Consider the following 23138-nt stretch of genomic DNA (forward strand, 5'->3'; position numbering starts at 1 on the left):
GGGGGGGGGGGGGGGTAAAATAAATATTCAGGATGAACTTCGTCCTGGTATAGCTGCTAATATTTTGTAGGGTATAATGTCGTTACTTATATACAAAAGAGGCAGTTAAACAACTGGAAACCAAACTTTCCTTCCTTTCTTTATTATTCTACACCCCAGATAGAAATTTTAAGTTTGGTCTTTCTCAAACAGTGAATATCGCCATGTTCACTGTTTTTCTTTTTACCTCGAAAATTCAGTTGGTGGAAAATTTTGGTATAATAATAGAAAAGCTACCAAAGGAGAAGTTTCTTGCAAGAACATTCAATTGATATTCACTTAAACCATCCAGATGATCTATTCAGTCTTTTCGGGTCTAATGAGCGTCACCTGCGATTGATGGAACAGGAATTGGGCGTGATCATCCATGCACGAACAGAAAAAGTCCAAGTGATTGGGCAAGAAGACTATGTAGAACAGGCCCGTCTTGTTATCCAGTCCCTTCTTGTCTTGGTTAATCGAGGCCTGGTCATCAATACGCCAGATGTGGTCACGGCTATTTCCATGGTCAAGAATGATGAGATTGAAAAATTCGTTGCCCTCTACGAAGAAGAGATCATCAAGGATAACTACGGCAAGCCCATTCGCGTAAAGACCCTTGGTCAAAAACTCTATGTGGACAGCGTAAAGCGTCATGATATCGTGTTTGGGATTGGACCTGCTGGTACAGGTAAGACCTTCTTAGCGGTCACTCTGGCAGTTACAGCCCTCAAGCGTGGTCAGGTCAAGCGGATTGTCCTAACTCGTCCTGCGGTTGAGGCGGGCGAAAGTTTAGGTTTTTTGCCAGGGGATTTAAAAGAAAAAGTAGACCCCTATTTGCGTCCTGTCTATGATGCCCTCTACCAGATTTTGGGTAAGGAGCAGACGACACGGCTCATGGAGCGGGAAATTATCGAGATTGCACCGCTGGCCTATATGCGTGGTCGGACCTTGGAAGATGCCTTTGTCATCTTGGATGAGGCGCAAAATACCACCATTATGCAGATGAAGATGTTCCTGACCCGTCTGGGCTTTAATTCCAAGATGATTGTCAATGGGGACATTAGCCAGATTGACCTGCCGCGCAAGGTCAAGTCGGGCTTGATTGATGCGACGGAGAAGTTGAGCAAAATACCGCAGATTGATTTCGTGCATTTTTCAGCCAAGGATGTGGTCCGCCATCCAGTCGTTGCCCAGATTATCAATGCCTACGAGCAGGAGGCGCTGGCTGCGGATGGCCGTGCAAGTTTTGAAAGTATAGGGCAACCACGTCGGAGTGAAGAGGATGAAGATTAGTCAATTTTCTACCCAATATCAAGTCCGAAAGCTGACAGATGCTGATTTGGAGCAGGTTTTGGCCCTCTACCAGACCAATCCTCTCTACTTTGAACATTTTCCGCCTTTACCAAGTCTGGAAAGTTTAGCAAATGATCTTGTAGAGTGTCCACCAGGTAAGGAGTTATCAGATAAATATTTTTTAGGATTCTGGGACAAAGAGCGATTAGTTGCCATCCTAGACCTAATTGACGGCTATCCGACTGCAGAGATTGCCTACATCGGACTGTTTATGATGGATTCAAGATTGGCTGGTCAGGGTCTTGGCTCAAAGATCATAGCAGAGCTTCTGCCCCAATTAGCAACTCACTTCAAAAAGGTGCGTCTAGGCTATGTAGAAAGCAATCCCCAGTCCAGTCATTTTTGGTCCAAAGTTGGATTTTGTCCAACTGGCGAGGTTAAAGAACTGGCTGGAAAAACAATTGTCCTAGCTGAATACGCATTGGATGAAAGATAAAACCTGCCTGGTTTAATCTGAACTAGGCAGGTTTTCTTGTCATCTAAAAAATGGATTGAAGTTTTTTTCGTGTCCAACGCTGGTATTTTGACCATGTCCAGGATGGACAGTGTAGTGGTTTGGCAGGGTGAAAATGTGTTCTCGGATACCCGCAATCAAGTCATCAAAGTTGCTGGTTGGTAGGTCTGTACGTCCAATCGTTTCACGGAATAGAGCATCTCCAGTGACAACAGCTTCAGCTTCTGGAAAGATAAAGGATACGCCACCGATGGAGTGACCTGGTGTTGGCACAACCTTGAAATGGAAACCGTCAAACTGATAGTCTTCTTGGTATTGGAAGATGTTTTCAGCAGGTCGGCAGACCACATTTTCCATATCATCGTGACGAGCTAGGCCAGACAGGTTCATCTCTGGTGTATAGAGCCAGCTAGCCTCGCTTTCGGCCACATAGACAGGTGGAAAATCGTAGGTTTCACGTAGGATGTCCAAGCTCATAATATGGTCGTAGTGGGTGTGGGTCAAGAGAATGGCCGCAATCGGTTTACCAATTTTTTCAATAGTGGCTTGGATTTTAGACCAGTCGCTTCCTGGGTCAACGACAAGCAGGTGGCTATCATTTTCAATATAGTAGGTATTTTGAAAGGCAACAGGATTGACAGTTTTGTGGATAATCATGGTAGTTCTCCTCATAGAAACGGTTTTTATATAAGTAGTCTAACAAAAAAATCCAGTGACTTCATGGATTTTGTTTGAGGCTTTTTCCTGACGGTCGATTGTGCTATAATGAACAGTATGAAAGATACGCGAACAAGCAATCGGTATGCCGTTGTCGATTTGGAAGCAACAGGTACAGGTGCCGATGCAAAAATTATTCAAATCGGAATTGTTCTTGTTGAAAACGGAGAAATCATTGACAGCTATGCGACGGACATCAACCCCTATGAGCCGCTTGATGACCATATTAAAAGTCTGACAGGTATCACAGACCAACAGCTAAGACAGGCTCCGGATTTTGGTCAGGTAGCTGGAACAATTTATGACATGATTGGAGATGCTATTTTTGTAGCCCATAATGTCAAATTTGATGCCAATCTCTTGGCAGAAGCTCTTTTCTTTGAAGGTTATGAACTGATGACACCGCGCGTGGATACGGTGGAATTGGCACAATTATTTTTCCCGACTTTTGATAAATACAGTCTGGGCAATCTAGCAGAGCATTTGGACTTGGGTCTAGACCAGGCACACACGGCTATTTCAGATGCTCTGGCAACGGCTCGACTTCTTATCAAAATTCAAGAGAAGATCAAGAGTTTGCCTCGAACTGTAGTTGAAAAAATTCTTGATTTGGCGGATAATCTGCTCTTTGAATCCCGTCTGGTTATTGATGAACTGGTGCCTTACCTAGAAGAAACGATTTCGACCAGTTTAGAAAGTGTTCACGGCTTGGTTTTGAGAAAGCCAGTCAAAGCCCAGCCAGCCTATCATCTGTCAGAAGATTTTGCGACCAATATTGCCCTTCTAGGTCTACATGAACGTAAAAAACAAACGGCCTTTGCTCAAGTGGTTGAAAAACGATTGGCAGATGTAGAACAAGTGCATTTTATACAGGCTCAGGCAGGCTTGGGCAAGACCTACGGTTATCTGCTGCCCTTGCTTGCCAGGTCAGAAAAGCCTCTCTTGGTGACGGTGCCGACCAAGCTCCTTCAAGAGCAGATTATGGAAAACGAGGGGGACAAGCTGAGAGAGATTTTCCATATTTCCATGGCTTCCCTCAAGTCGCCCAAGCATTTTATCAAATTGGATAGTTTTTGGAAAACCTTGCAGCGACAAGATGACAACCGTCTAGTCAATCAATTTAAGATGCAGGTCCTTGTCTGGCTGACAGAAACTACAACAGGTGATTTGGATGAGCTCAAGCAGAAACAACGCTACCAAGCCTACTTTGATGAGATTGCCCATGATGGAAACTTGGAGCCTACCAGTCTTTTCTGGGGTTGGGATTTTTGGCAGCATTTGAATCAGCAAGCCCTATCCAGCAGGGTGCTCATTACCAATCATGCCTATTTCCTCAGTCACCTCAAGGACCAAGATCCCCTGATGGACAATCGTTTGGTGGTCATTGATGAGGCTCAGAAATTCCTCTTGGCTGCCGAAAATCTAGCGACAGATTCTCAGGAACTTACAGCGCTATTACAAATATTGCAGAGTAAAAAAGATAGGGCGGATAGGGTTTTAGACCAACGTCTCTATGAGTCCTGTCAATTTGAGCTCAACCACCTCTTGAATCGTTTTCGCCAGTATGGTCAAAGGGAAATAGCAAAAGAAGACTTAGGTCAACTCAAGCAGAATTTAGCTGAATTACAGGACATTGACCTGCAGGACCTGGCTCAACTCCTAGACTATTATGACAGTTTTTGGCTGGAAGAAAAGTATCTTGAGGACAAGCGAATTGCTTATTTGCGAGGCTCCAAGGACAGCCTCTTGAATGTGGCTACTTACCTGCCAGATACTAAGATTTTCTGTATCAGCGCCACCTTGACCATCAGCAAAAAGGTCAGTCTGGCCGACCTACTGGGTTTTGAGCAGGTCACCATGGACTTGCTTCCCACACAGGCAGTGCCCAACCAGCAGCTACTCTTTCCGACCAATCTCCCTGATATCCTGGCTGGTTCCAAGGAAGAGCACGCAACCTATTTGGTGCATTCCTTAGGGAAAATAGCAGAGCTGGGCCGACCGATTTTGGTCTTATTTACCTCTATTTCCCTGCTCTTACAAGTGTCGGATTTACTAGAAGACAATAACATTCCCCACCTAGCCCAACACAAGCATGGACAAGAAATGCCCCTCAAACGCAAATTTGAACGGGGTGAATGTCAGATTTTACTGGGCACAGGTGTATTCTGGGAGGGAGTAGACTTTGCCAGTCAGGACCAATTGATTCAGGTCATTACAAGACTGCCATTCGACAATCCTAAGGACCGTTTTGTCCAGAAAATCAATCACCATCTGCGTGAGCAAGGCAAGAATCCATTTTATGATTACAGCCTGCCCATGATGATGATTAAGTTAAAACAAGCCATCGGACGTACCAATCGACATGACAAACAAGATTCAGTGGTTCTGGTCTTGGATCCACGTGTGCATACCAAACGTTATGGACAACAAATTCTTTCCTTCTTTGAGAAAGAGTATCAAGTTTTAAGTATGAATGAGAAGGAAATAGAAGGGCTTGTTCAGGATTTTTTTGAAGAAGTATAAGGGAGCAACAAGGCTTCCTTTTCTTTTAGTGTTTGAAAATATTACATTTTGTCAAGCTCCTTATCATTAAGAATGCTTTCCTCCGCTCCATACTTTATATCAGCGATTTTCTTTATGATTAAAATATGGTATAATTTTCCAAATATTAGTTTTTGTGAGAAGAGATTATGACAGAAAAAACGATTGTTTTTAAGGTAGGAACCAGCTCCCTGACCCAAGAAAATGGCAGCTTGGACCGCATTAAGATTGCTCGGATTACCAATCAGCTAGCTCAGTTGCACCAGAAGGGTTACCAGATTGTGCTAGTAACATCTGGTTCGATTGCTGCTGGTTTTCGGAGATTGGGCTTTGACAAGCGACCGACCAAGATTGCGGAGAAGCAGGCTTCTGCGGCCGTTGGTCAGGGCTTGTTGATTGAGGAATATACGCAGAACCTGATGAAAGATGGGATTGTGTCAGCTCAGATCTTGTTGACCCAGGATGATTTTGCGGATGCCAGACGTTATCAGAATGCCTCTCAAGCCTTGCAGGTCTTACTGAAACAACGTGCTATTCCTATTATCAACGAAAATGATACCATTGCCATTGAGGAGATTAAGGTAGGGGACAATGATACCCTGTCTGCTCAGGTGGCTTCCCTTTTGAAAGCAGACCTCTTGGTGCTCTTGACAGATGTGGATGGGCTTTACACGGCCAATCCTAACAGCGATCCCAACGCCAAACATTTGCCAGAGATTAAGGAAATTACGGAAGACTTGTTTGCCATGGCAGCAGGAGCTGGCTCGTCCAACGGAACAGGAGGCATGACCACCAAATTGCAGGCGGCACAGATTGCGACCAAATCGGGTGTACCTGTCTTTATCTGCTCGTCCAAGGAGGATACGGCCCTTTTACAAGCCGTCACTCAAGCCAATCGTGGCACCCTCTTTTTAGCAGATGACCATGCCATGAACCAACGCAAGCAGTGGATGGCTTTCTACGCTCGGACAGATGCAGCAGTTGAGGTGGATGCTGGTGCGGTTGAGGCCATGTTGCACCAAGGCCGCAGTTTGTTAGCTGCTGGTGTCAAAGCCCTGGAAGGCGACTTTGAAGTGGGACAGGTCGTGGAAGTTTACAGTCAAGCAGACCACCGTTTGATTGGTAAGGGCCGCGTCAAATTGTCCTCCAAGGACTTGCAGGACCAGTTGGCAAATGGCAGAGCGGAAGGCGTGTTGATTCACCGCAACGATTGGGTTAGCTTATAGTCGTTCAGTTTATCTTTTATTACTTCGACGCATGAGGAAACTTCGTTTCCTTGTTTCCAACTTCAAACAATCCACCGGATTGTTTGAACTCGCTTTGCCGTACTTGGTAGAAGTAACTTGCTTCGCAAGTGCAATCTCCAACCTTGTACAGTCACTTGACTGTACAAGCTGCCTGCAGCTTTTGGTGCGAACATCATTCGCTTTATTTCTGACCTTCAACAGTCTATTCCTAGACTGTTGGAGCAAGTACTAAAAGCAAACTGAAAGACTAAATAGGAGAAAGATATGACAACAACACAAGCATTATTAGACAGTTTATTGGCCCATAAGGCCTCTATCAACCTTGCTACAACCGAACAAAAAAACCAAGCCCTATCAGCCATGGCAGACCAGTTGGTTGCCCAAACTGAGGCGATCCTAGCAGGCAATGCTATCGACATGGAACATGCCCAAGGCAAAATTAGCCAAGTTATGCAGGACAGATTACTCCTGACAACAGAGCGGATTGAAGCTATGGCTGATGGTATTCGTGCCTTGATTGGCTTGCCAGATCCAGTTGGTTTGACCTTGGAAGAATACACTCGGGCAGACGGTTTACAGATTCGCAAGAAATCAATACCCTTTGGATTGGTAGGAATGATTTACGAAAGTCGTCCCAATGTGACTTCAGATGCCGCTGGCTTGGCCATCAAAAGTGGCAACGCAGTTATCTTGCGTGGAGGAAAGGAAGCCTTTCATTCAGCTCAAGCTATTGTCACAGCCCTCAAAGCTGGTTTGGAAGAAGTTGGGGTGTCACCTAAGGTCATCGAATTAGTCCAAGATACCAGCCGTGCCTCTGCGACGGAATTGATGACTGCCAAAGGCAAGATTGACCTCTTGGTGCCTCGTGGTGGCGCAGGGCTCATTCAAGCTGTTGTGGAAAATGCGACAGTGCCTGTTATCGAAACAGGTACAGGCATCTGCCATGTCTATGTAGATAAGGATGCAGACTTGGACAAGGCCTTGCAGATTGTGGTCAATGCCAAAACCAGCCGTCCATCTGTCTGCAATGCGGCAGAGGTCTTGCTAGTCCACGAAGAAATTGCCAGCCAATTCCTACCTCGTTTGGAAGAAGCTCTTTCTGGTCAGGTAGAATTGCGGGCTGACGAGAAGGCTCAGGCTTTGTTCAACCAATCTACACCAGCAGGCGACCAAGATTTTGACACAGAGTTTCTGGATTATGTCTTGGCAGTTAAAGTCGTTTCAAGTGTGGAAGAAGCTATCAGCCACATCGCTCAGCATTCAACAGGGCACAGCGAGGCCATTGTGACGGAAAACAGCCAGACGGCAGACCTCTTTACGCTCTACGTAGACTCGGCGGCAGTTTATGTCAATGCCTCGACCCGTTTTACTGACGGTGGCGAGTTCGGTCTGGGCTGCGAGTTGGGCATTTCCACCCAGAAGATGCACGCCCGTGGTCCAATGGGACTGCGTGAGATGACCACCTACAAGTACATCATCACAGGCGACGGCCACATTCGTTAGGAGGTCAAGATGAAGATTGGATTTATCGGACTGGGCAACATGGGAGCAGCATTGGCTCATGCAGTCAGTCAGCAGCCAGATACCCAGCTCCTCCTCAGCAACCACAACCCAGCAAAAGCTCAGGCACTTCAAGAACAGCTGGGCGGTCAGCTTTATTCTAATGGTCAAATAGCAGAGCAGGCAGAGCTTATTTTCCTTGGGGTCAAGCCTCACCTGATTCAGTCAGTCTTGTCAGGCTTACAGGACCAGATCAGCCAGAATCCATCAGCTATCTGGATTTCCATGGCAGCGGGAGTGACCATTGACAGCCTGGCAGAATATGTGTCGGCAAACAACCTCATTCGTATCATGCCCAATACACCTGTCGCTATCGGCCAAGGTATGACAACCTATAGCGTGGTCAATCAAGAACTCGCTCAGCTATTGGAACAAATTTTAGAAAAATCTGGCAAGGTACAGCAGGTGCCAGAGAAGTTGATAGATGCTGCGACGGCTATCGCGGGCTGTGGACCTGCCTTCGTCTATCAGATGATTGAGGCCCTGACAGATGCGGGTGTGCAGAATGGTCTTACAGCGGAGGATGCGAAAATTTTGGCTGCACAAACCTTGGCTGGAACTGCTCAAATGGTATTATCCAGCGACAAGCATCCAGCCCAGTTGAGGCAAGAAGTGACCTCGCCAGGTGGATCGACCATCGCAGGCGTGGTAGCTCTTGAAAAAGAAGGCTTCCGTTACGCCATTATCAAGGCAGTCGCCGCCGCCCTCAAAAAGACGAGGAAATTAGGTAAAAAATAGATTTGATATAGAAAATTTTTGGTTGCAACGTATTTTTCAGTCTTATAGTCTTTTAGTACTAGGCAACGAGCTGTAGGCTGTACTGAAGTACGGCAAAGCGAGTTAACGACGTAATAAAAGAAAAACTAAATGACGATAAGACCGATGGAAACGGTTGGCGGTTACGATATACTATAGTCAATCCTAAATATTTTCAACATCTCCTTAAAAAACTTGGCTAATTGGTCAAGTTTTTTTGCGCTTGAGAGTAAGAAAAAAACGAGACATTAATCTCGTTTGGTCTTGTCTTTGATCCATTGACTGACATTGGAAAAGGTTTTGCTTTGCTCTGCCTTGCGTTTTTGCTCCTGGACAAACTCTGCAAAACTCTGCTTGACGCCATCCTTTTGAACCTTGTCCTGCAAGTCTTGCCATTTCTTCTTAAGGTTGCTAGAAGTCCGCTCGTAGTAGGTTTCCAAAATCTCTTCTTTGGACTTGTAATTGCGGTAGAAGGCATTGCGTGACACACCAGCCTTTCTGACCAACTCGGATACCGAAATCTGTTTGATGTCCTTTTTTTCTAGGAGAAATAGCAGAGCTATTTCGATGGATTCTTTGGTCAGTTGATTGGTTTCTTTATTGGATTGATAGAGATTTTTTAAAGAAGTTGGTGAAATCTTACGTTCTGCCATAGCTTTCCTTTCCTGACTGTTACATCTGAAAGAAAATGCTTTCAGAAGGACTAGTTTAATGATATAATTGTAAGGAAATAGTCTGCTATTGTCAAATAAAAAAGTAATACTAGAAATGAGTAGAACATGAAAAAATGGAAAATCGTTGCAGATTCAGGCTGTGATTATCGTCAGTTAAATAACCTTGCCCCTGATACAGAATTTGTCAGTGTGCCCTTGACCATTCAGATTGGTGCAGACACCTTTGTTGACCAGGCTGACTTGGACATTGATAAGATGATGGAGGTGATGTACGCCTCTTCTGAAGCTGCTAGTTCTGCCTGTCCAAGTCCACAGGCCTATCAGACAGCATTTGAGGGAGCGGAAAATGTTGTTGTTATAACCTTGACAGGTGGTTTGTCAGGTAGTTTCAATGCTGCTCGTGTGGCGCGTGATATGTTTGTCGAGGAACATCCTGAAGTCAATATCCATCTCATTGATAGCCTTTCAGCTGGTGGAGAAATGGATCTCATTGTTGACGAAATCAACCGTCTGATTGCTACTGGATTGGAGTTTGATGAGCTTGTACAAGCCATCACCGCCTACCAAGAAAATAGTAAATTGCTCTTTGTCCTTGCCAAGGTTGATAATTTGGTGAAAAATGGTCGTCTCAGCAAATTGCTTGGAACAGTCGTTGGCCTTCTCAATATCCGTATGGTTGGGGAAGCAAGTAGCGAAGGGAAGCTAGAATTGCTCCAGAAAGCGCGTGGTCATAAGAAATCTGTCACAGCTGCCTTTGATGAGATGAAGAAGGCTGGCTATAAGGGCGGTCGTATTGTCATGGCCCACCGTAACAATGCTAAATTCTTCCAACAGTTTTCAGACTTGGTCAAGGCTGAATTTGCTAGTGCAATCATCGAAGAGGTACCGACATCAGGCCTTTGCTCTTTTTATGCAGAAGAAGGCGGTCTTTTGATGGGCTATGAAATAAATTCAAAATAAGAGTTCATTTTGAAAATGACTTAGATACAAGAAAGGTCCTCAAGCTACAGGTTTGAGGACCTTTGTTTCGCAATACAGTATAGCTAGTAGGGGATCTATTTCAAATGTTGTCCTCACATTGTCATTTTCTTTAAGAATGTTTCCAGTCTTGTCTTAAAATCACTAGTGTACTGGATTTGTAGAAAATCAAGGTCCTCTCCAGAAAAGAAGGCGGCTCCTTCAAGTTGTTTCTCTATAAATGGACTGACCTGACCTTTTTTCAGCTGGAAGGTCACGCTTCCTTTGGAAATGCGATAGGGAATATTTAGTGAAGTTTCGTCCATATTGGTCTTTATATCTAATTTTTGGGCATGATGAACCTGATGGAGATTTTGGGTATTACGGGCAAACATTCCATTGTCGATATAGAGGGAAAGGGCCTTCTGCATGATGAGGTTGGTATCGTAGTCAATCAAACTCTTATGTTTAATAAAAGCAGGCTTCAACTGCTGGGGCAGACTGATGGCACCAATCCGAAGGGCTGGAAAGAGTGTAGGGGTAAAGGATTTGATATAGATGACCAGATTATCGGTGTCTAGATAGTGGAGGGGCAGGCTTCTGCTAGAATCAAAATCTGCCAGATAATCATCTTCGATAATGTAGACCCCGTATTTCTTAGCTAGCTTCAGAATAGCAGTCTTACTTGCTGTATCATAGGTACTTCCCAGAGGATTGTGCAGACGGGGAATGGTGTAGAAGAATTTAATTTTTCCAGTTTGAAAGATTTTTTCCAGCTTGACCAGGTCAATGCCATCAAAATCCCGTTCAATTGTCTGATAGGGGATAGCTTGGTGTTGCATCAACTCAACCATCCTGGAATAAGTTGGATTTTCTAGCAATATTTCAGTTTTCTCAGGCCCGAAATCCATCTGGGTTAAGATATAGAGGGCCTGTTGACTACCAGCTGTAATAACCAGTTGGTCTTTTTTTGTGTAGACATGATAGTTCATCAAGAGTTGTTGGACAGAGGAGATTAACTCTGCCAGCCCTTCTTGCTGATGGTAGTAGTTAAACAGATAGTTCTCCCGCCCAATCAGACTTTCATGTAGGCATACTCGAAAATCCTCATAAGGCAGCTCCTGAAAATCCGCAGGGTCAAGTTCAAGCACTCGATTTTTAGAATCTTGATCTTCTAACACATAATAGCCACTTTTTTCTACGGCATATATTTTATTTTTGTATTTTAGTTCCAACATGGCCTTCTGAACAGTGTCCTTACTGCACTGGTAGTTCTGACTGAGCTGTCGAATAGAGGGCAGTTTTTCACCACGTTTAAACTGATTGTTTTCAATCCCCTCTAAGATATCCTGGATAATTCGCTGGTACTTATCCATTGTAACTGTCCCCCTACAGAAATAATTAAGACTAGTATAAGGTAATTTTTTTGGAAAAACAAGGTCGAGCCAGATGATTTACTTTGAGAAGTCAAGTAGTTATATGGTATAATGAGGGAATGAAAATCATTATTCCTAACGCCAAAGAACTAAATACCAATCTGGATAATCAGGCCTTTCAAACCCTGTCTGATACTAGCACATCGGTCCTAGAGGTTATTGGTCAATATAGCCTGGAGGAGCTGGCTAGTTTATATAAATTATCCGAGGACAAGGCCCAGTTAGAACTGGATCGATGGCAGAGGATTAGGCAAGGTCAAGCCAAGTCTTACCCGGCCTGGCAACTATATGATGGCCTTATGTATCGTTACATGACTAGAAGGGACCTGACAGCAGAAGAGGAGAACTATCACAAGAAGCATGTACGGGTGGCAACCGCCTTATATGGTCTCATTTCTCCATTTGAACTAATTTCACCCCATCGTCTTGACTTTCAGGGAAATTTAAAGATTGGTAAACAATCTTTAAAACAATACTGGCGTCCCTATTATGATGCAGAGGTGATTGATGAAGATGTCCTGCTCTCACTTGCTTCGTCAGAGTTTGAACAAGTCTTTTCACCAAAAGTTCAGGAAAAATTGGTCAAGGTTATTTTCAAGGAAGAGAAAAATGGTCAGCTAAAAGTCCATTCCACCATTTCCAAAAAAGGTCGTGGCCGGATGCTTTCGTGGTTGGCTAAACACAATATTCAAAATCCAGAAGAAATAAAAGGATTTGATGTCGATGGTTTTCACTACTGTCCAGAACAATCTACGTACCAGACCATCGTCTTCAAACGACCTTAATAAGATAGATGTAAAATAACGCTTTCTCCATGCAGTAGAGCGTTTTCTTTGGTAGTAACTAGGTAGATATTCTTGGAAGTATGTGTTATAATGAGAAGAATACTATTGGAAGAAAGGTTAGTTATGAAGAAGAGAAGTGGTCGAAAGAAGCCCACAATACTCCGAATGGTCAATTGGGGCTTGTGGGTTGCCTATCTAATGTTCCTGTGCCTGTTTTTATTTAGTATGTATCGATACCAAATCTTAAATTTTAGGTATTTGAACCATATCGTTACAGGTGTAAGTATTGGACTAGCACTTTTCACTGTTTGGTTGATATGGTGCAAGAAATTGCCAATTTTCACAACAGTTGTTCTCCTCCTTTCGCTACTTGTCACCTCAGCTGGTGTCTATGGTATGCGAGAGGTAGTTGATTTTTCTAGCAAGCTGAATTCAAATGCTTCCTTTTCAGAATATGAAATGAGTATTGTGGTCCCGGCAAGTAGTGATATCAGTGATATTAGTCAGCTAACCAGTTTGCTGGCTCCGTCTGAATATGATCAGGACAATGTTTCAGCCCTATTGCAGGATGTATCTACGACCAAATCGGTTCAGTTGGCAACTATGCCGACCAGTTCTTACTTGTCTGCCTATCAAGCTATGATGAATGGCGAAAGTCAGGCTATGGTCTTAAACGGAGTTTTCACAAATATTCTGGAAAGCGAAGACCCAGATTTTTCTTCCAAAGTGAAGAAAATCTACAGTTTTAAAATGACTAAGCCAGTGGAAAAGGCTGTAGAACAGGCTAGCGGAGATAGCTTCAACATCTATATAAGCGGTATTGACACCTATGGTTCCATCTCATCGGTATCTCGTTCAGATGTCAATATTATCATGACCATCAATCGTGCGACCCATAAGATATTATTAACAACGACACCAAGGGATTCCTATGTTGCTATTGCGGATGGTGGTCAAAACCAGTATGATAAATTGACCCATGCGGGAATTTACGGGGTAAATGCTTCTGTCCACACCTTAGAAAATCTCTATGGCATTGATATTAGCAACTATATTCGACTAAACTTCACCTCCTTCCTCCAACTGATAGACTTGGTTGGTGGGGTAGATGTCCAAAATGAACAAGAATTTACAAGTGGTGGACATCACTTTCCTCTAGGAACGGTTCATTTGGATGCCGAGCGCGCCTTAATTTTTGTTCGTGAACGCTATTCTTTAGCCAATGGAGATAACGACCGCGGTAAGAACCAGGAGAAGGTTATCGCTGCTTTGATCAAGAAACTTAGTTCGCCAGAGAATTTAGGTAACTATCAGGCTATTCTGAAAGGTTTGGAAGGTTCTATTCAGACAGACCTCAGCTTAGAAACAATTATGGATTTGGTCAATAGACAATTGGAATCTGGGACACAGTTTACAGTCGAGTCTCAAGCCTTGACTGGTTCAGGACGTATGGATTTGCCATCTTATGCTATGCCAGGTTCCCAACTCTATATGATGGAAATTAACCAAGATAGTTTGAACCAAGTGAAATCAGCTATTCAAACTGTTTTGGATGGGCAATAAAAAACAATAGGAGAAGTTATGAATAATCAAGAAGTAAATGCAATTGAAATTGATGTGCTGTTTTTGTTAAAAACAATTTGGAGAAAGAAAATCCTCATCTTCCTAACCGCAATGATTGGGGCAGGAGCTGCCTTCGTCTATAGTGCATTTTTGGTTACTCCTCAATATGATTCCACAACACGAATCTATGTAGTTAGCAAAAATGTGGAGGCTGGTGTTGGATTAACCAACCAAGACCTCCAAGCAGGTACCTACCTGGTAAAAGACTATAAAGAAATTATTCTTTCACAAGATGTTTTAGCACTCGTGTCATCTGATTTGAATCTTTCGGAAAATTTGAAGGAAAAGGTAACTGTCTCTATCCCAGTTGATACTCGTATTGTTTCGATTACTGTTCGAGATGCTGATCCGAATAAAGCGTCGCGTATTGCTAATAGTTTGCGGGCTGTTGCAGCGCAGAAGATTATAGATGTTACCAAGGTTAATGATGTCACAACTTTGGAAGAAGCTGTACCAGCAGAAGAGCCCTCAACGCCACTTACTGAGAGAAATATTGCGATTGGCTTGGTAGCAGGTGCCTTTCTTGCCATTGCCCTGGTCCTTGTCGTAGAAATTTTAGATGATCGTGTGAAGAGACCACAAGATGTTGAAGAAGTATTAGGTATGCCACTCCTGGGTGTGGTACCAGATTCTAAGAAATTGAAATAGGAGAACAATATGGCAACTTTAGAAATTGCGCGTACGAAAAAAGAACTTGTTAAAAAAACAGAAGAATATTTCAATGCTATTCGGACAAATATCCAATTGAGCGGTTCAGACATCAAGGTAGTTGGTATTACTTCAGTACAATCCAATGAAGGAAAAAGTACGACAGCAGCTAGTTTGGCAATTGCCTATGCTCGCTCAGGTTATAAAACGGTTCTTCTTGACGCAGATATTCGAAATTCAGTTATGTCTGGTTTCTTCAAGCCAACAACAAAAATTACAGGCTTGACAGACTATCTGGCTGGAACGACAGATTTATCACAGGGCTTGTGTGATACTGATATCCAAAATTTGACTGTTATTGAGTCTGGAAAAATTTCTCCAAACCCTACTGCCCTCTTGCAGAGTAAGCATTTTGAAAACTTGGTTGCGACCCTCCGTCGCTATTACGACTACGTTATCGTAGACTGCCCACCTTTAGGAATGGTTATCGACGCGGCTATTATTGCCCAACGCTGTGATGCTATGGCGGTTGTCGTGGAATCTGGTAATATCAAGCGTTCAGCTGTCAAAAAGGTAAAAGAGCAGTTGGAACAAACCGGGACAGCCTTCCTTGGTGTCATTTTGAACAAATATGATGTGACAACCGAAAAATATGGTGATTATGGTAATTACGGAAATTATGGTAATTACGGGAAGAAAGCCTAAGGTAGTAAAGATATATCATCAATAAGAGAGGGACTTGAGAGATGATTGATATTCATTCGCATGTAATCTTTGGTGTGGATGATGGTCCAAATAGTATAGAGGAGAGCTTGGCCTTGATTGGTCATGCTCACCGTCAAGGAGCGCGCTTTATCGTAGCAACCTCCCATAGACGCAAAGGCATGTTTGAAACACCTGAAAAAGTGATCATGGCCAATTTTCTTCAACTAAAAGAGGCGGTGAAGGAATCCTACCCGGAAGTTCGTCTGTTTTACGGGGCAGAAATCTACTTTAGCCATGATATTTTGGAGAAATTGGAAAAGAAAAAACTACCAACTATCAATGGTTCACGCTACGTCTTACTAGAATTTAGTATGAAAACTCCTTGGAAGGACATTCAAGAGGCCGTTCATGAGGTGATGTTATTAGGAGTAACACCCTTACTCGCCCATATTGAACGCTACGATGCTCTGGCTTACAAGGCTGAGCGTGTAGAGGAGCTGATCGACAAAGGATGTTACATGCAAGTTAATAGTAGCCATGTTTTGAAACCAGGATTAATTGGTGATAAGTCTAAAGAGTTTAAGAAACGTGTTCAGTACTTCTTAGAAAGAGACCTTGTTCACTGCGTTGCAAGTGATATGCACAATACTACAACACGTCCACCATTTATGAAAGATGCTTATCAGCTGGTTGCCGAAGAATATGGCCAAGATAAAGCAAAAGCCTTGTTTAAGAAAAATCCGCTAATGTTATTAAAAAATCAGGTCTTGTAGGCTGTTTGTACTAGATTGTGGAGAAGAAAATGGATTTAGGAACTGTTACTGACAAACTTTTGGAGAGAAACAGTAAAAGATTAATACTAATGTTTATGGATAGCTGCTTAATCATCCTATCCATGATCATAAGTAGATTATTTTTAGATATTATTGTAGATATTTCGGACGATAGATTTTACTTAGCAGTTTTATTTATTCTTATCTTCTATCTAATAATATCCGTTAGATTAAAAGTGTTTTCACTAATAACAAGATACACTGGTTATCAAAGTTTTATTAAAATTGGCCTGAGCTTATTTTCAGCCCACGTTATTTTTTTGATACTTTCAATAATCATCTGGCAAACCTTTAGCTATCGATTTATTTTAGTATCAATCGTTCTATCATTTGTCATGCTGATCACTCCACGTATCATTTGGAAGGTGATGCATGACACGAAGAAAAACGCGCTTCATAAGGCGGATAGTTCTTTGCGAATTCTTGTTGTGGGTGCAGGAGACGGAGGAAATATCTTTATCAATACCGTTAAAGATAGAAAGTTGAACTTTGAAATTGTGGGTATTGTTGATCGAGATCCAAATAAACTGGGGACTTTTATTCGCAATGTCAAGGTTTTAGGAAATCGAAATGACATACCTCGATTGGTTGAAGAGTTGGCTGTTGATCAAGTAACAATAGCTATTCCGTCTTTAAATGGTAAGGAAAGAGAAAAAGTTGTTGAGATCTGCAATAGCATAGGTGTAAAAGTCAATAATATGCCAAGTATTGAGGATATACTGGCAGGTAATATGTCCGTCAGTGCTTTTCAGGAAATTGATGTGGCAGACCTTCTAGGCCGTCCAGAAGTTGAGTTGGACCAAGAAGAACTGAATCACTACTTTGAGGGGAAAACGATTCTTGTTACAGGGGCTGGAGGCTCTATTGGTTCAGAATTGTGTCGTCAGATTGTCAAGTTTTCACCTAAGAGATTGCTTTTGCTGGGACATGGAGAAAATTCTATTTATCTCATTCATCGTGAGTTATCTGGAAAATACCAAGACAAGCTCGAACTCATCCCTCTTATAGCGGATATTCAAGACAGAGATTTATTATTTGAAATCATGGCTGAATATAAACCGGATCTTGTTTATCATGCTGCAGCTCATAAGCATGTTCCATTGATGGAATATAACCCACATGAAGCAGTAAAGAATAATATTTTTGGGACAAAGAATGTGGCTGAGGCAGCCAAAGCAGCTAGGGTTGAAAAATTTGTCATGGTTTCGACCGATAAGGCAGTCAATCCACCAAATGTTATGGGGGCGACTAAGCGGGTAGCAGAAATGATTGTTACTAGCCTGAATGAACCTGGACAAACACAATTTGCTGCAGTACGTTTTGGAAATGTCCTAGGTAGTCGTGGAAGTGTTGTGCCTCTGTTTAAGGAACAAATCAAAAAAGGTGGTCCGGTTACAGTTACAGACTTTAGGATGACACGCTATTTCATGACGATTCCAGAAGCCAGTCGTTTGGTTATCCAAGCTGGACATTTGGCAAAAGGTGGTGAAATCTTTGTCCTGGATATGGGTGAACCTGTGCAAATTTTAGAACTGGCTCGGAAGGTCATCCTATTGAGTGGGCATACAGAGGAAGAAATCGGAATTATTGAAACAGGGATTCGTCCAGGTGAGAAGCTTTATGAGGAATTGTTATCAACAGAAGAGCGTGTCAGCGAACAAATCCATGAAAAGATTTTCGTAGGTCGTGTAACCAATAAAGCAGATGAGGTGGTTCAAACTTTTATTGATAGTCTATTATCAAAAGATAAGATTGAATTAAGAAACGTCTTGCTTGAATTTGCTAAGCAAGAATAGAAGAAAGTAAAAGTTATTTTTACTTTCCTAGAGTTTAAATAATATTTAGATTCTAGGAAGGTTGGAATACTTTCCTAAGGTAAGATATGTTAGATCATAGATTATTAGATGAAAAGAATTAAGGTTTGAAAAGTGGTCTATATCATAAGAATCAAATAGAGCTGGTTTTCAATTCCAACTATATAGAAGTAGTCAGCTGACGCATGACCAGACACGGTATATCTATGAGACCAATACGATTGGTTTTGAGGATATTCTTCATTTTCATTTTCGTTTCGAACGTATCCACCCTTTTCAAGATGGTAATGGCAGGGTTGGACGACTAATTATGTTCAAGGAATGTTTGAAACACAACTACGTTCCGTTTATTATCAGCGATGATATGAAGTACTTTTACTATCGCGGTCTTTCGAAATGGGGGGACCAAAATGGTTTCTTTCTAGATACTTGTCTATCCGCTCAAGATAGATTCAAAAACTATTTGGAATATTTTAGGATTGAATATTAAGGAGATTATATGTATCCAATTTTAAAAAGAGTTATTGATATTGTCATTTCAGGACTTGCAATTGTTGTATTAAGTCCTGTGTTTTTGTTGATTGCAGTTGCTATAAAACTGGATTCAAAAGGACCTGTTTTATTTAAACAAAAACGGGTAGGAAAAAACAAGTCACATTTCATGATTTATAAATTCCGTTCCATGTATGTAGATGCTCCAAGTGATATGCCCACTCATTTATTAAAAGATCCGAATGCTATGATTACTAAAGTAGGAGAATTTCTTCGAAAAACGAGTTTAGATGAATTGCCACAGCTATTTAATATTTTAAAAGGTGAGATGGCAATTGTAGGTCCACGACCAGCCTTATGGAATCAATATGACCTTATTGAAGAACGTGATAAGTACGGGGCAAATGACATTCGTCCAGGTCTGACTGGTTGGGCTCAAATTAATGGTCGGGATGAATTGGAAATAGATGAGAAATCAAAATTAGATGGCTATTATGTACAACATATGAGCTTTACATTAGATGTAAAGTGTTTCTTTGGAACATTTCTCAGTGTAGTCAAAAGTGAAGGTGTTGTTGAAGGCGGAACGGGGCAGAAAGGGAAGTCATGAAAAGAGTATTGATAACAGGAGCAAACTCATATATTGGAACTTCGTTTGAAGAATACGTGAAAAATAAGGATAGTAATTTTGAAATTGATACCCTTGATTTATTAGATCCCAATTGGGAAGAGTTTGATTTTTCAGGCTATGACTCTATTTTTCATGTTGCCGCAATTGTACACAAGCGTGAGAAAAAAATTTCATATGAGGAGTATAAGAAAGTAAATACTGATTTACCAGTTTTGATTGCAAAAAAAGCAAAAAAAGCAGGAGTTTCTCAATTTATTTTCTTAAGTACCATGAGTGTGTATGGTCTCAATACTGGTAAAATAGCAAGTTCAACCCTGGCAATTCCAACGACGAAATATGGTCAATCTAAGTACCAGGCTGAGGAGGAATTACTCAAGTTACGTGACTGCCAGTTTAAATTGGTTATTGTGAGACCACCTATAGTTTATGGGAAAGCTTCTAAGGGAAATTATTCGAATTTATCAAAGTTAACTCAGTTAACACCAATTTTTCCAAAAATTTTAAATTCTAGAAGTATGTTGCATATTGATAACCTCTGTGAATTTATCAGGAAAGTTATAGAGTTAGAGTTGCGTGGGCTGTTTTGTCCACAAAATTCAGAATATGTCAATACTTCTGAATTGGTTAAAGTAATAGCTGAAGTACATGGAAAGAAAATATATTTTACAAAAATATTTAATCCAGTCATAAAGTTATTGTTCCATTTTGATACAGTGAAGAAAGTATTTGGAAATCTTGTTTATGAAAAAGAGATGAGTCGTTATGACTTTGAATATCAGGTAATCGATTTTGAGGAATCAATAAAAAATACAGAATTATGATAGAACAAAAATTAAAGGATAAAAGAATTAAACGGACTCAAGTTGTAAGTAAATTGTTTTATTGCATTTAATGTTTTGCATCACGCAGACACTTTAACTGTAGTAGTATAAATTTGGTTTAAGTACTGTTTATAAAGATTATTGAATGATATCGGGTATTCTCACAGAACTGATTAAAAAGATACAATAAGGAGACAGAGTTTTGGGAAAAAATATAGAAAAATCATCTATCTCAGTGGTTATTCCAGCCTACAATTCTGAGAATGTTATAGTAAGAGCTTTAGAATCAGTTAGGCTACAAACTTGTTTGGAGTATATTAACGAAATTATTGTAGTTAACGATGGTTCTACAGATTCGACAGCATTCGAGGTTGAACATTATGCAAAAAAATATCCATATCTTAACATTCGCCTAATAAATCAAGAAAATACAGGAGTATCTAGAGCAAGAAATATAGGAATGTTTAATGCTACAGGAACTTGGATTGCTTTACTTGATTCTGATGATGAGTGGTTTGAGAATAAAGTCGAAAGGCAAGTCGAAGAAATTTTAAAGAATGACGATATTGATTTTATTGGTGGGAATCATACGTCGTCGCCTATAAGCATACTAGGACGAAAAATAGATACGCTTCATAGAGCAAATATTCAAGAAATTTGTATCAAGATGTTTCCACAGACTTCAACAGTGCTTTTTAAAAAATCAATCTTTGATGAAATTGGTGGATATGATGAGAAACGCCATTATTCTGAGGATAGACAATACTTTTTAAGAATTTGTCATGCATATGGATATTATTATTTACCCGAACAGAATGTTCACTATGATCGTGGAAAGCGAGGTTTTGGGGAGCGAGGTCTATCAGGTAACTTAAAAGGTATGCAAGAAGGGAACAGATTGAATTTCATGGAATTATTAAAGCAGAAAAAAATAAGTTTACCCTTTTATATTGCAATCACTATTTTTGATGAATTAAAATATTTAAGAAGGATACTTGTATCAATGAAAAAATAATAAATGTGTACCATAAAAAACATACTTGTTCCTATTGCTGGTTTATTTCTATAAAAAATGTATGGCGTAAACTCAAAGTAACTATGAAATTAGAAACGAATATCTTAATAAGTGTTTGGTTCCCAAGAGTATAAGAAATACCCGAATATTCTCTTTTAAGAGAAAACATATCAGAAGTGGCTAAGATTGGTTATAATGCAAGCGAAAAAATCTACTACTGTTGACTCAGATATTAAGTTCTATTTGCGATTTTAAATATTTCTCGTTGTAATACCACGTCTCTATTTACAATGATATAATAAAACTTTTAAAGGGATAACGGTAGAATTAATGGTTTGTGATGCTGTAACCTTCATGTACCGAAATTTAGTGTTGAAGGCCTGCCGACACTTACTAAATAATCAAAATGGATTCGGAGTTAACCCGAACTATTGTTTCATTTTGTAGGGAGTGCGAGAATAAGTTTCTTTAATAACTATAGAAGTAAATTAAGTAGTTAAGTATATTTTAGAACGCAGTATTGATTTAGTGATATTCCTGCGTACCTTTGGGAGATAATTTTTTTCCGTTTTAGAAAAATGAGTGTTAGTATGGATATGTATTGAATAAGATCTAAATTGTTAGTAGGTGTCAAAACTTAAGTTATCCGATAGGATTGATTTGGTCTGTTTCTCGTCTCAACACATGTATGATTTTAATTATCAGATAGATAATTTTAAAAAAAGTCATTCGATTAAAGAAAGAAGTATTTAGTATGAAAAAAGCTCTTATTGTAGCCTCTGTTGCTTCAATGATTGGACAATTTAATATTTCCAATATAAAAATATTACAGTTACTTGGTTTTGAGGTTGATGTAGCAGCCAATTTTTCTCATTCAGGTACAATTTCTATTGAGAGTGTACAAGAATTAAAAGAATTTTTAGAGGCAAATAAAGTCAACGTATATGATATTCCCTTTCAAAGAAATCCGTTTCACCCTGGTAATTGGCTCGCATTTAGAATGTTGAATAGAGTGATGTCTGATAATACCTATGATTTAGTTCATAGTCATACCCCAATCGGAGGGCTAATAGGGCGTATCTTAGGTTACTGTCACAAAGTGGACAATAATATGTATACCGCTCATGGTTTTCATTTTTATAAAGGCGGAAGTAGAGTAGGGTGGCTTCTTTTTTACCCTGTAGAAAAAATATTATCTTACTTTACAGATACTATTATTACTATCAATGAAGAGGACTATGCTATTGCTAAGAAGCGTTTCAAAATGAAGGGGTTGCACTTGGTGAATGGTGTAGGAGTAAATTTAGAGAAGTTCTCACCAATATCAGATAATACAAAGGCTCAACTAAAGTTAGTACTGGGTTTAGACCAGAATAAAAAGTACCTAATTTTTGTCGGAGAATTGAATGCCAATAAAAATCAATCTATTTTAATTGAAATGATGGAACAACTTTCAAAAACAAGAAAGGATATTGTTCTATTGCTGGTTGGTAAAGGAGTATTATTGAATACTTATCGCCAACTCATAAAGGATAAAGGTTTAGAAGAATCAGTGCTTCTGTTAGGTTATAGAAAAGATATTCCTGATTTGATGAGAGTTTCTGATATTGCCCTATCTAGTTCTAAACGTGAAGGCCTTCCTGTAAATTTACTTGAAGCAATGGCAACTGGACTACCTTTAATAGTATCGAATTGTCGTGGAAATAGAGATTTAGTAGAGGATGGAAAAAATGGGTATACTGTAGAAAACTCAGCAGTAGATGAGTTTATTGTAGCTATAACAAGAATCCTTGACGATGCAGTTTTATATAAGCAATTTTCTCAATGTTCACTTATATCTAGTGAAAAATATTCTTTAGAGCGAGTTGAAGTAAAAATGAAGGAAATTTACAGCAACTCCTTTTAGGCAGGTTGCTACTTTATAGTGAACCATTTGAGTTTTCCTGAAAAATTATAGAATCCCTTGTTGGAGAATCAGGACAGGTGATATATTCAGTAGGTGTAAAGTAAAGTTAACAACAAACAATGTTACTAATCTCAAATCGTTATTTCCTA

20 protein-coding genes and 1 pseudogene are annotated in these 23138 nt (G+C 40.6%); 18 read left to right on the forward strand and 3 right to left on the reverse strand.

What is annotated here, in order from left to right; genetic code table 11:
* Positions 1-291 precede the first annotated feature (291 nt).
* Together C1G53_RS08175 and C1G53_RS08180 are read left to right on the forward strand one after the other, a co-directional pair.
* Positions 292-1314 carry a PhoH family protein gene (locus tag C1G53_RS08175; RefSeq protein WP_105118323.1) on the forward strand — a complete coding sequence of 341 codons (1023 nt, stop codon included), beginning with the start codon at positions 292-294 and terminating at the stop codon, positions 1312-1314.
* Positions 1304-1810, forward strand: a complete 507-nt coding sequence (locus tag C1G53_RS08180) for a GNAT family N-acetyltransferase (RefSeq protein ID WP_105118324.1) — start codon at positions 1304-1306, stop codon at positions 1808-1810. Before C1G53_RS08175 ends, C1G53_RS08180 begins: the two co-directional genes overlap by 11 nt.
* A gap of 39 nt (positions 1811-1849) precedes the next feature.
* Here the strand turns inward: C1G53_RS08180 and C1G53_RS08185 are convergent, their stop codons facing one another.
* Positions 1850-2485 (reverse strand): MBL fold metallo-hydrolase, encoded by a 636-nt coding sequence (locus C1G53_RS08185; protein ID WP_105118325.1) that lies wholly within the window; start codon positions 2483-2485, stop codon positions 1850-1852.
* A 108-nt stretch (positions 2486-2593) separates the two neighbouring features.
* On the opposite strand from C1G53_RS08185, the gene C1G53_RS08190 reads away from it, so the two are divergent.
* From C1G53_RS08190 to proC, 4 genes are all read left to right on the forward strand, one after another.
* Positions 2594-5068, forward strand: a complete 2475-nt coding sequence (locus C1G53_RS08190) for a bifunctional DnaQ family exonuclease/ATP-dependent helicase (RefSeq protein WP_105118326.1) — start codon at positions 2594-2596, stop codon at positions 5066-5068.
* A 167-nt stretch (positions 5069-5235) separates the two neighbouring features.
* Positions 5236-6312, forward strand: a complete 1077-nt coding sequence (gene proB / locus C1G53_RS08195; protein WP_044673267.1) for a glutamate 5-kinase — start codon at positions 5236-5238, stop codon at positions 6310-6312.
* Between the two features lie 285 nt (positions 6313-6597).
* Complete coding sequence (locus C1G53_RS08200; RefSeq protein ID WP_105118327.1) at positions 6598-7836, forward strand: glutamate-5-semialdehyde dehydrogenase; 1239 nt, start codon at positions 6598-6600, stop codon at positions 7834-7836.
* 9 nt (positions 7837-7845) lie between these two features.
* Positions 7846-8631 carry a pyrroline-5-carboxylate reductase gene (proC, locus tag C1G53_RS08205; RefSeq protein WP_105118328.1) on the forward strand — a complete coding sequence of 262 codons (786 nt, stop codon included), beginning with the start codon at positions 7846-7848 and terminating at the stop codon, positions 8629-8631.
* A gap of 413 nt (positions 8632-9044) precedes the next feature.
* Here proC and C1G53_RS13360 read toward each other — a convergent pair.
* Positions 9045-9302: pseudogene (locus C1G53_RS13360) on the reverse strand (TetR/AcrR family transcriptional regulator); the annotation flags it as partial.
* 126 nt (positions 9303-9428) lie between these two features.
* On the opposite strand from C1G53_RS13360, the gene C1G53_RS08215 reads away from it, so the two are divergent.
* The gene (locus C1G53_RS08215; RefSeq protein WP_105113427.1) at positions 9429-10283 is read left to right on the forward strand and encodes a DegV family protein; all 855 of its coding nucleotides are present in this window, start codon (positions 9429-9431) and stop codon (positions 10281-10283) included.
* A 113-nt stretch (positions 10284-10396) separates the two neighbouring features.
* Here C1G53_RS08215 and C1G53_RS08220 read toward each other — a convergent pair whose 3' ends face one another.
* Positions 10397-11656: a PLP-dependent aminotransferase family protein gene (locus C1G53_RS08220; protein WP_105118330.1), complete on the reverse strand. Its 1260-nt coding sequence runs from the start codon at positions 11654-11656 to the stop codon at positions 10397-10399.
* 119 nt (positions 11657-11775) lie between these two features.
* On the opposite strand from C1G53_RS08220, the gene yaaA reads away from it, so the two are divergent.
* From yaaA to C1G53_RS08275, 11 genes are all read left to right on the forward strand, one after another.
* Complete coding sequence (gene yaaA, locus C1G53_RS08225) at positions 11776-12501, forward strand: peroxide stress protein YaaA (protein ID WP_105118331.1); 726 nt, start codon at positions 11776-11778, stop codon at positions 12499-12501.
* 123 nt (positions 12502-12624) lie between these two features.
* A complete protein-coding gene (locus tag C1G53_RS08230; protein ID WP_105118332.1) occupies positions 12625-14064 on the forward strand; it encodes an LCP family protein in 1440 nt (479 codons plus the stop codon).
* An 18-nt stretch (positions 14065-14082) separates the two neighbouring features.
* Entirely contained in the window at positions 14083-14772 is a 690-nt protein-coding gene (locus C1G53_RS08235) for a Wzz/FepE/Etk N-terminal domain-containing protein (RefSeq protein WP_105118333.1), read from the forward strand.
* A gap of 9 nt (positions 14773-14781) precedes the next feature.
* Complete coding sequence (locus tag C1G53_RS08240; protein ID WP_105118334.1) at positions 14782-15477, forward strand: tyrosine-protein kinase; 696 nt, start codon at positions 14782-14784, stop codon at positions 15475-15477.
* A gap of 41 nt (positions 15478-15518) precedes the next feature.
* Positions 15519-16250, forward strand: a complete 732-nt coding sequence (gene cps4B / locus C1G53_RS08245) for a capsular polysaccharide biosynthesis protein Cps4B (RefSeq protein WP_105118335.1) — start codon at positions 15519-15521, stop codon at positions 16248-16250.
* A gap of 29 nt (positions 16251-16279) precedes the next feature.
* Complete coding sequence (locus C1G53_RS08250; protein WP_105118336.1) at positions 16280-18106, forward strand: polysaccharide biosynthesis protein; 1827 nt, start codon at positions 16280-16282, stop codon at positions 18104-18106.
* Positions 18107-18326: 220 nt separating this feature from the next.
* Positions 18327-18614, forward strand: coding sequence for a Fic family protein (locus C1G53_RS08255; protein WP_238139125.1), 288 nt, complete (start codon positions 18327-18329; stop codon positions 18612-18614).
* 9 nt (positions 18615-18623) lie between these two features.
* The gene (locus tag C1G53_RS08260; RefSeq protein WP_105118337.1) at positions 18624-19226 is read left to right on the forward strand and encodes a sugar transferase; all 603 of its coding nucleotides are present in this window, start codon (positions 18624-18626) and stop codon (positions 19224-19226) included.
* Complete coding sequence (locus C1G53_RS08265; protein ID WP_105118338.1) at positions 19223-20068, forward strand: NAD-dependent epimerase/dehydratase family protein; 846 nt, start codon at positions 19223-19225, stop codon at positions 20066-20068. The genes C1G53_RS08260 and C1G53_RS08265 overlap by 4 nt, the downstream gene beginning before the upstream one ends.
* 202 nt (positions 20069-20270) lie before the next feature.
* Entirely contained in the window at positions 20271-21083 is an 813-nt protein-coding gene (locus tag C1G53_RS08270; RefSeq protein ID WP_105118339.1) for a glycosyltransferase family 2 protein, read from the forward strand.
* A gap of 754 nt (positions 21084-21837) precedes the next feature.
* Complete coding sequence (locus C1G53_RS08275) at positions 21838-22989, forward strand: glycosyltransferase family 4 protein (protein ID WP_105118340.1); 1152 nt, start codon at positions 21838-21840, stop codon at positions 22987-22989.
* The last annotated feature ends 149 nt before the right edge of the window (positions 22990-23138 follow it).

The sequence above is a fragment of the Streptococcus suis genome, from assembly GCF_002960445.1.
GTDB classification, from domain to species: Bacteria; Bacillota; Bacilli; order Lactobacillales; family Streptococcaceae; genus Streptococcus; species Streptococcus hyiners.

What these genes read in the sequence shown, in the direction of transcription:
- proB (WP_044673267.1), top strand. Translation starts at nt 5,236, where the DNA reads ATGACAGAAAAAACGATTGTTTTTAAGGTAGGAACCAGCTCCCTGACC.
- C1G53_RS08240 (WP_105118334.1), top strand. Translation starts at nt 14,782, where the DNA reads ATGGCAACTTTAGAAATTGCGCGTACGAAAAAAGAACTTGTTAAAAAA.
- C1G53_RS08250 (WP_105118336.1), top strand. Translation starts at nt 16,280, where the DNA reads ATGGATTTAGGAACTGTTACTGACAAACTTTTGGAGAGAAACAGTAAA.
- C1G53_RS08180 (WP_105118324.1), top strand. Translation starts at nt 1,304, where the DNA reads ATGAAGATTAGTCAATTTTCTACCCAATATCAAGTCCGAAAGCTGACA.
- C1G53_RS08190 (WP_105118326.1), top strand. Translation starts at nt 2,594, where the DNA reads ATGAACAGTATGAAAGATACGCGAACAAGCAATCGGTATGCCGTTGTC.
- cps4B (WP_105118335.1), top strand. Translation starts at nt 15,519, where the DNA reads ATGATTGATATTCATTCGCATGTAATCTTTGGTGTGGATGATGGTCCA.
- C1G53_RS08265 (WP_105118338.1), top strand. Translation starts at nt 19,223, where the DNA reads ATGAAAAGAGTATTGATAACAGGAGCAAACTCATATATTGGAACTTCG.
- C1G53_RS08235 (WP_105118333.1), top strand. Translation starts at nt 14,083, where the DNA reads ATGAATAATCAAGAAGTAAATGCAATTGAAATTGATGTGCTGTTTTTG.
- C1G53_RS08230 (WP_105118332.1), top strand. Translation starts at nt 12,625, where the DNA reads ATGAAGAAGAGAAGTGGTCGAAAGAAGCCCACAATACTCCGAATGGTC.
- proC (WP_105118328.1), top strand. Translation starts at nt 7,846, where the DNA reads ATGAAGATTGGATTTATCGGACTGGGCAACATGGGAGCAGCATTGGCT.
- C1G53_RS08220 (WP_105118330.1), bottom strand. Translation starts at nt 11,656, where the DNA reads ATGGATAAGTACCAGCGAATTATCCAGGATATCTTAGAGGGGATTGAA.
- C1G53_RS08215 (WP_105113427.1), top strand. Translation starts at nt 9,429, where the DNA reads ATGAAAAAATGGAAAATCGTTGCAGATTCAGGCTGTGATTATCGTCAG.
- yaaA (WP_105118331.1), top strand. Translation starts at nt 11,776, where the DNA reads ATGAAAATCATTATTCCTAACGCCAAAGAACTAAATACCAATCTGGAT.
- C1G53_RS08185 (WP_105118325.1), bottom strand. Translation starts at nt 2,485, where the DNA reads ATGATTATCCACAAAACTGTCAATCCTGTTGCCTTTCAAAATACCTAC.
- C1G53_RS08200 (WP_105118327.1), top strand. Translation starts at nt 6,598, where the DNA reads ATGACAACAACACAAGCATTATTAGACAGTTTATTGGCCCATAAGGCC.
- C1G53_RS08260 (WP_105118337.1), top strand. Translation starts at nt 18,624, where the DNA reads ATGTATCCAATTTTAAAAAGAGTTATTGATATTGTCATTTCAGGACTT.
- C1G53_RS08275 (WP_105118340.1), top strand. Translation starts at nt 21,838, where the DNA reads ATGAAAAAAGCTCTTATTGTAGCCTCTGTTGCTTCAATGATTGGACAA.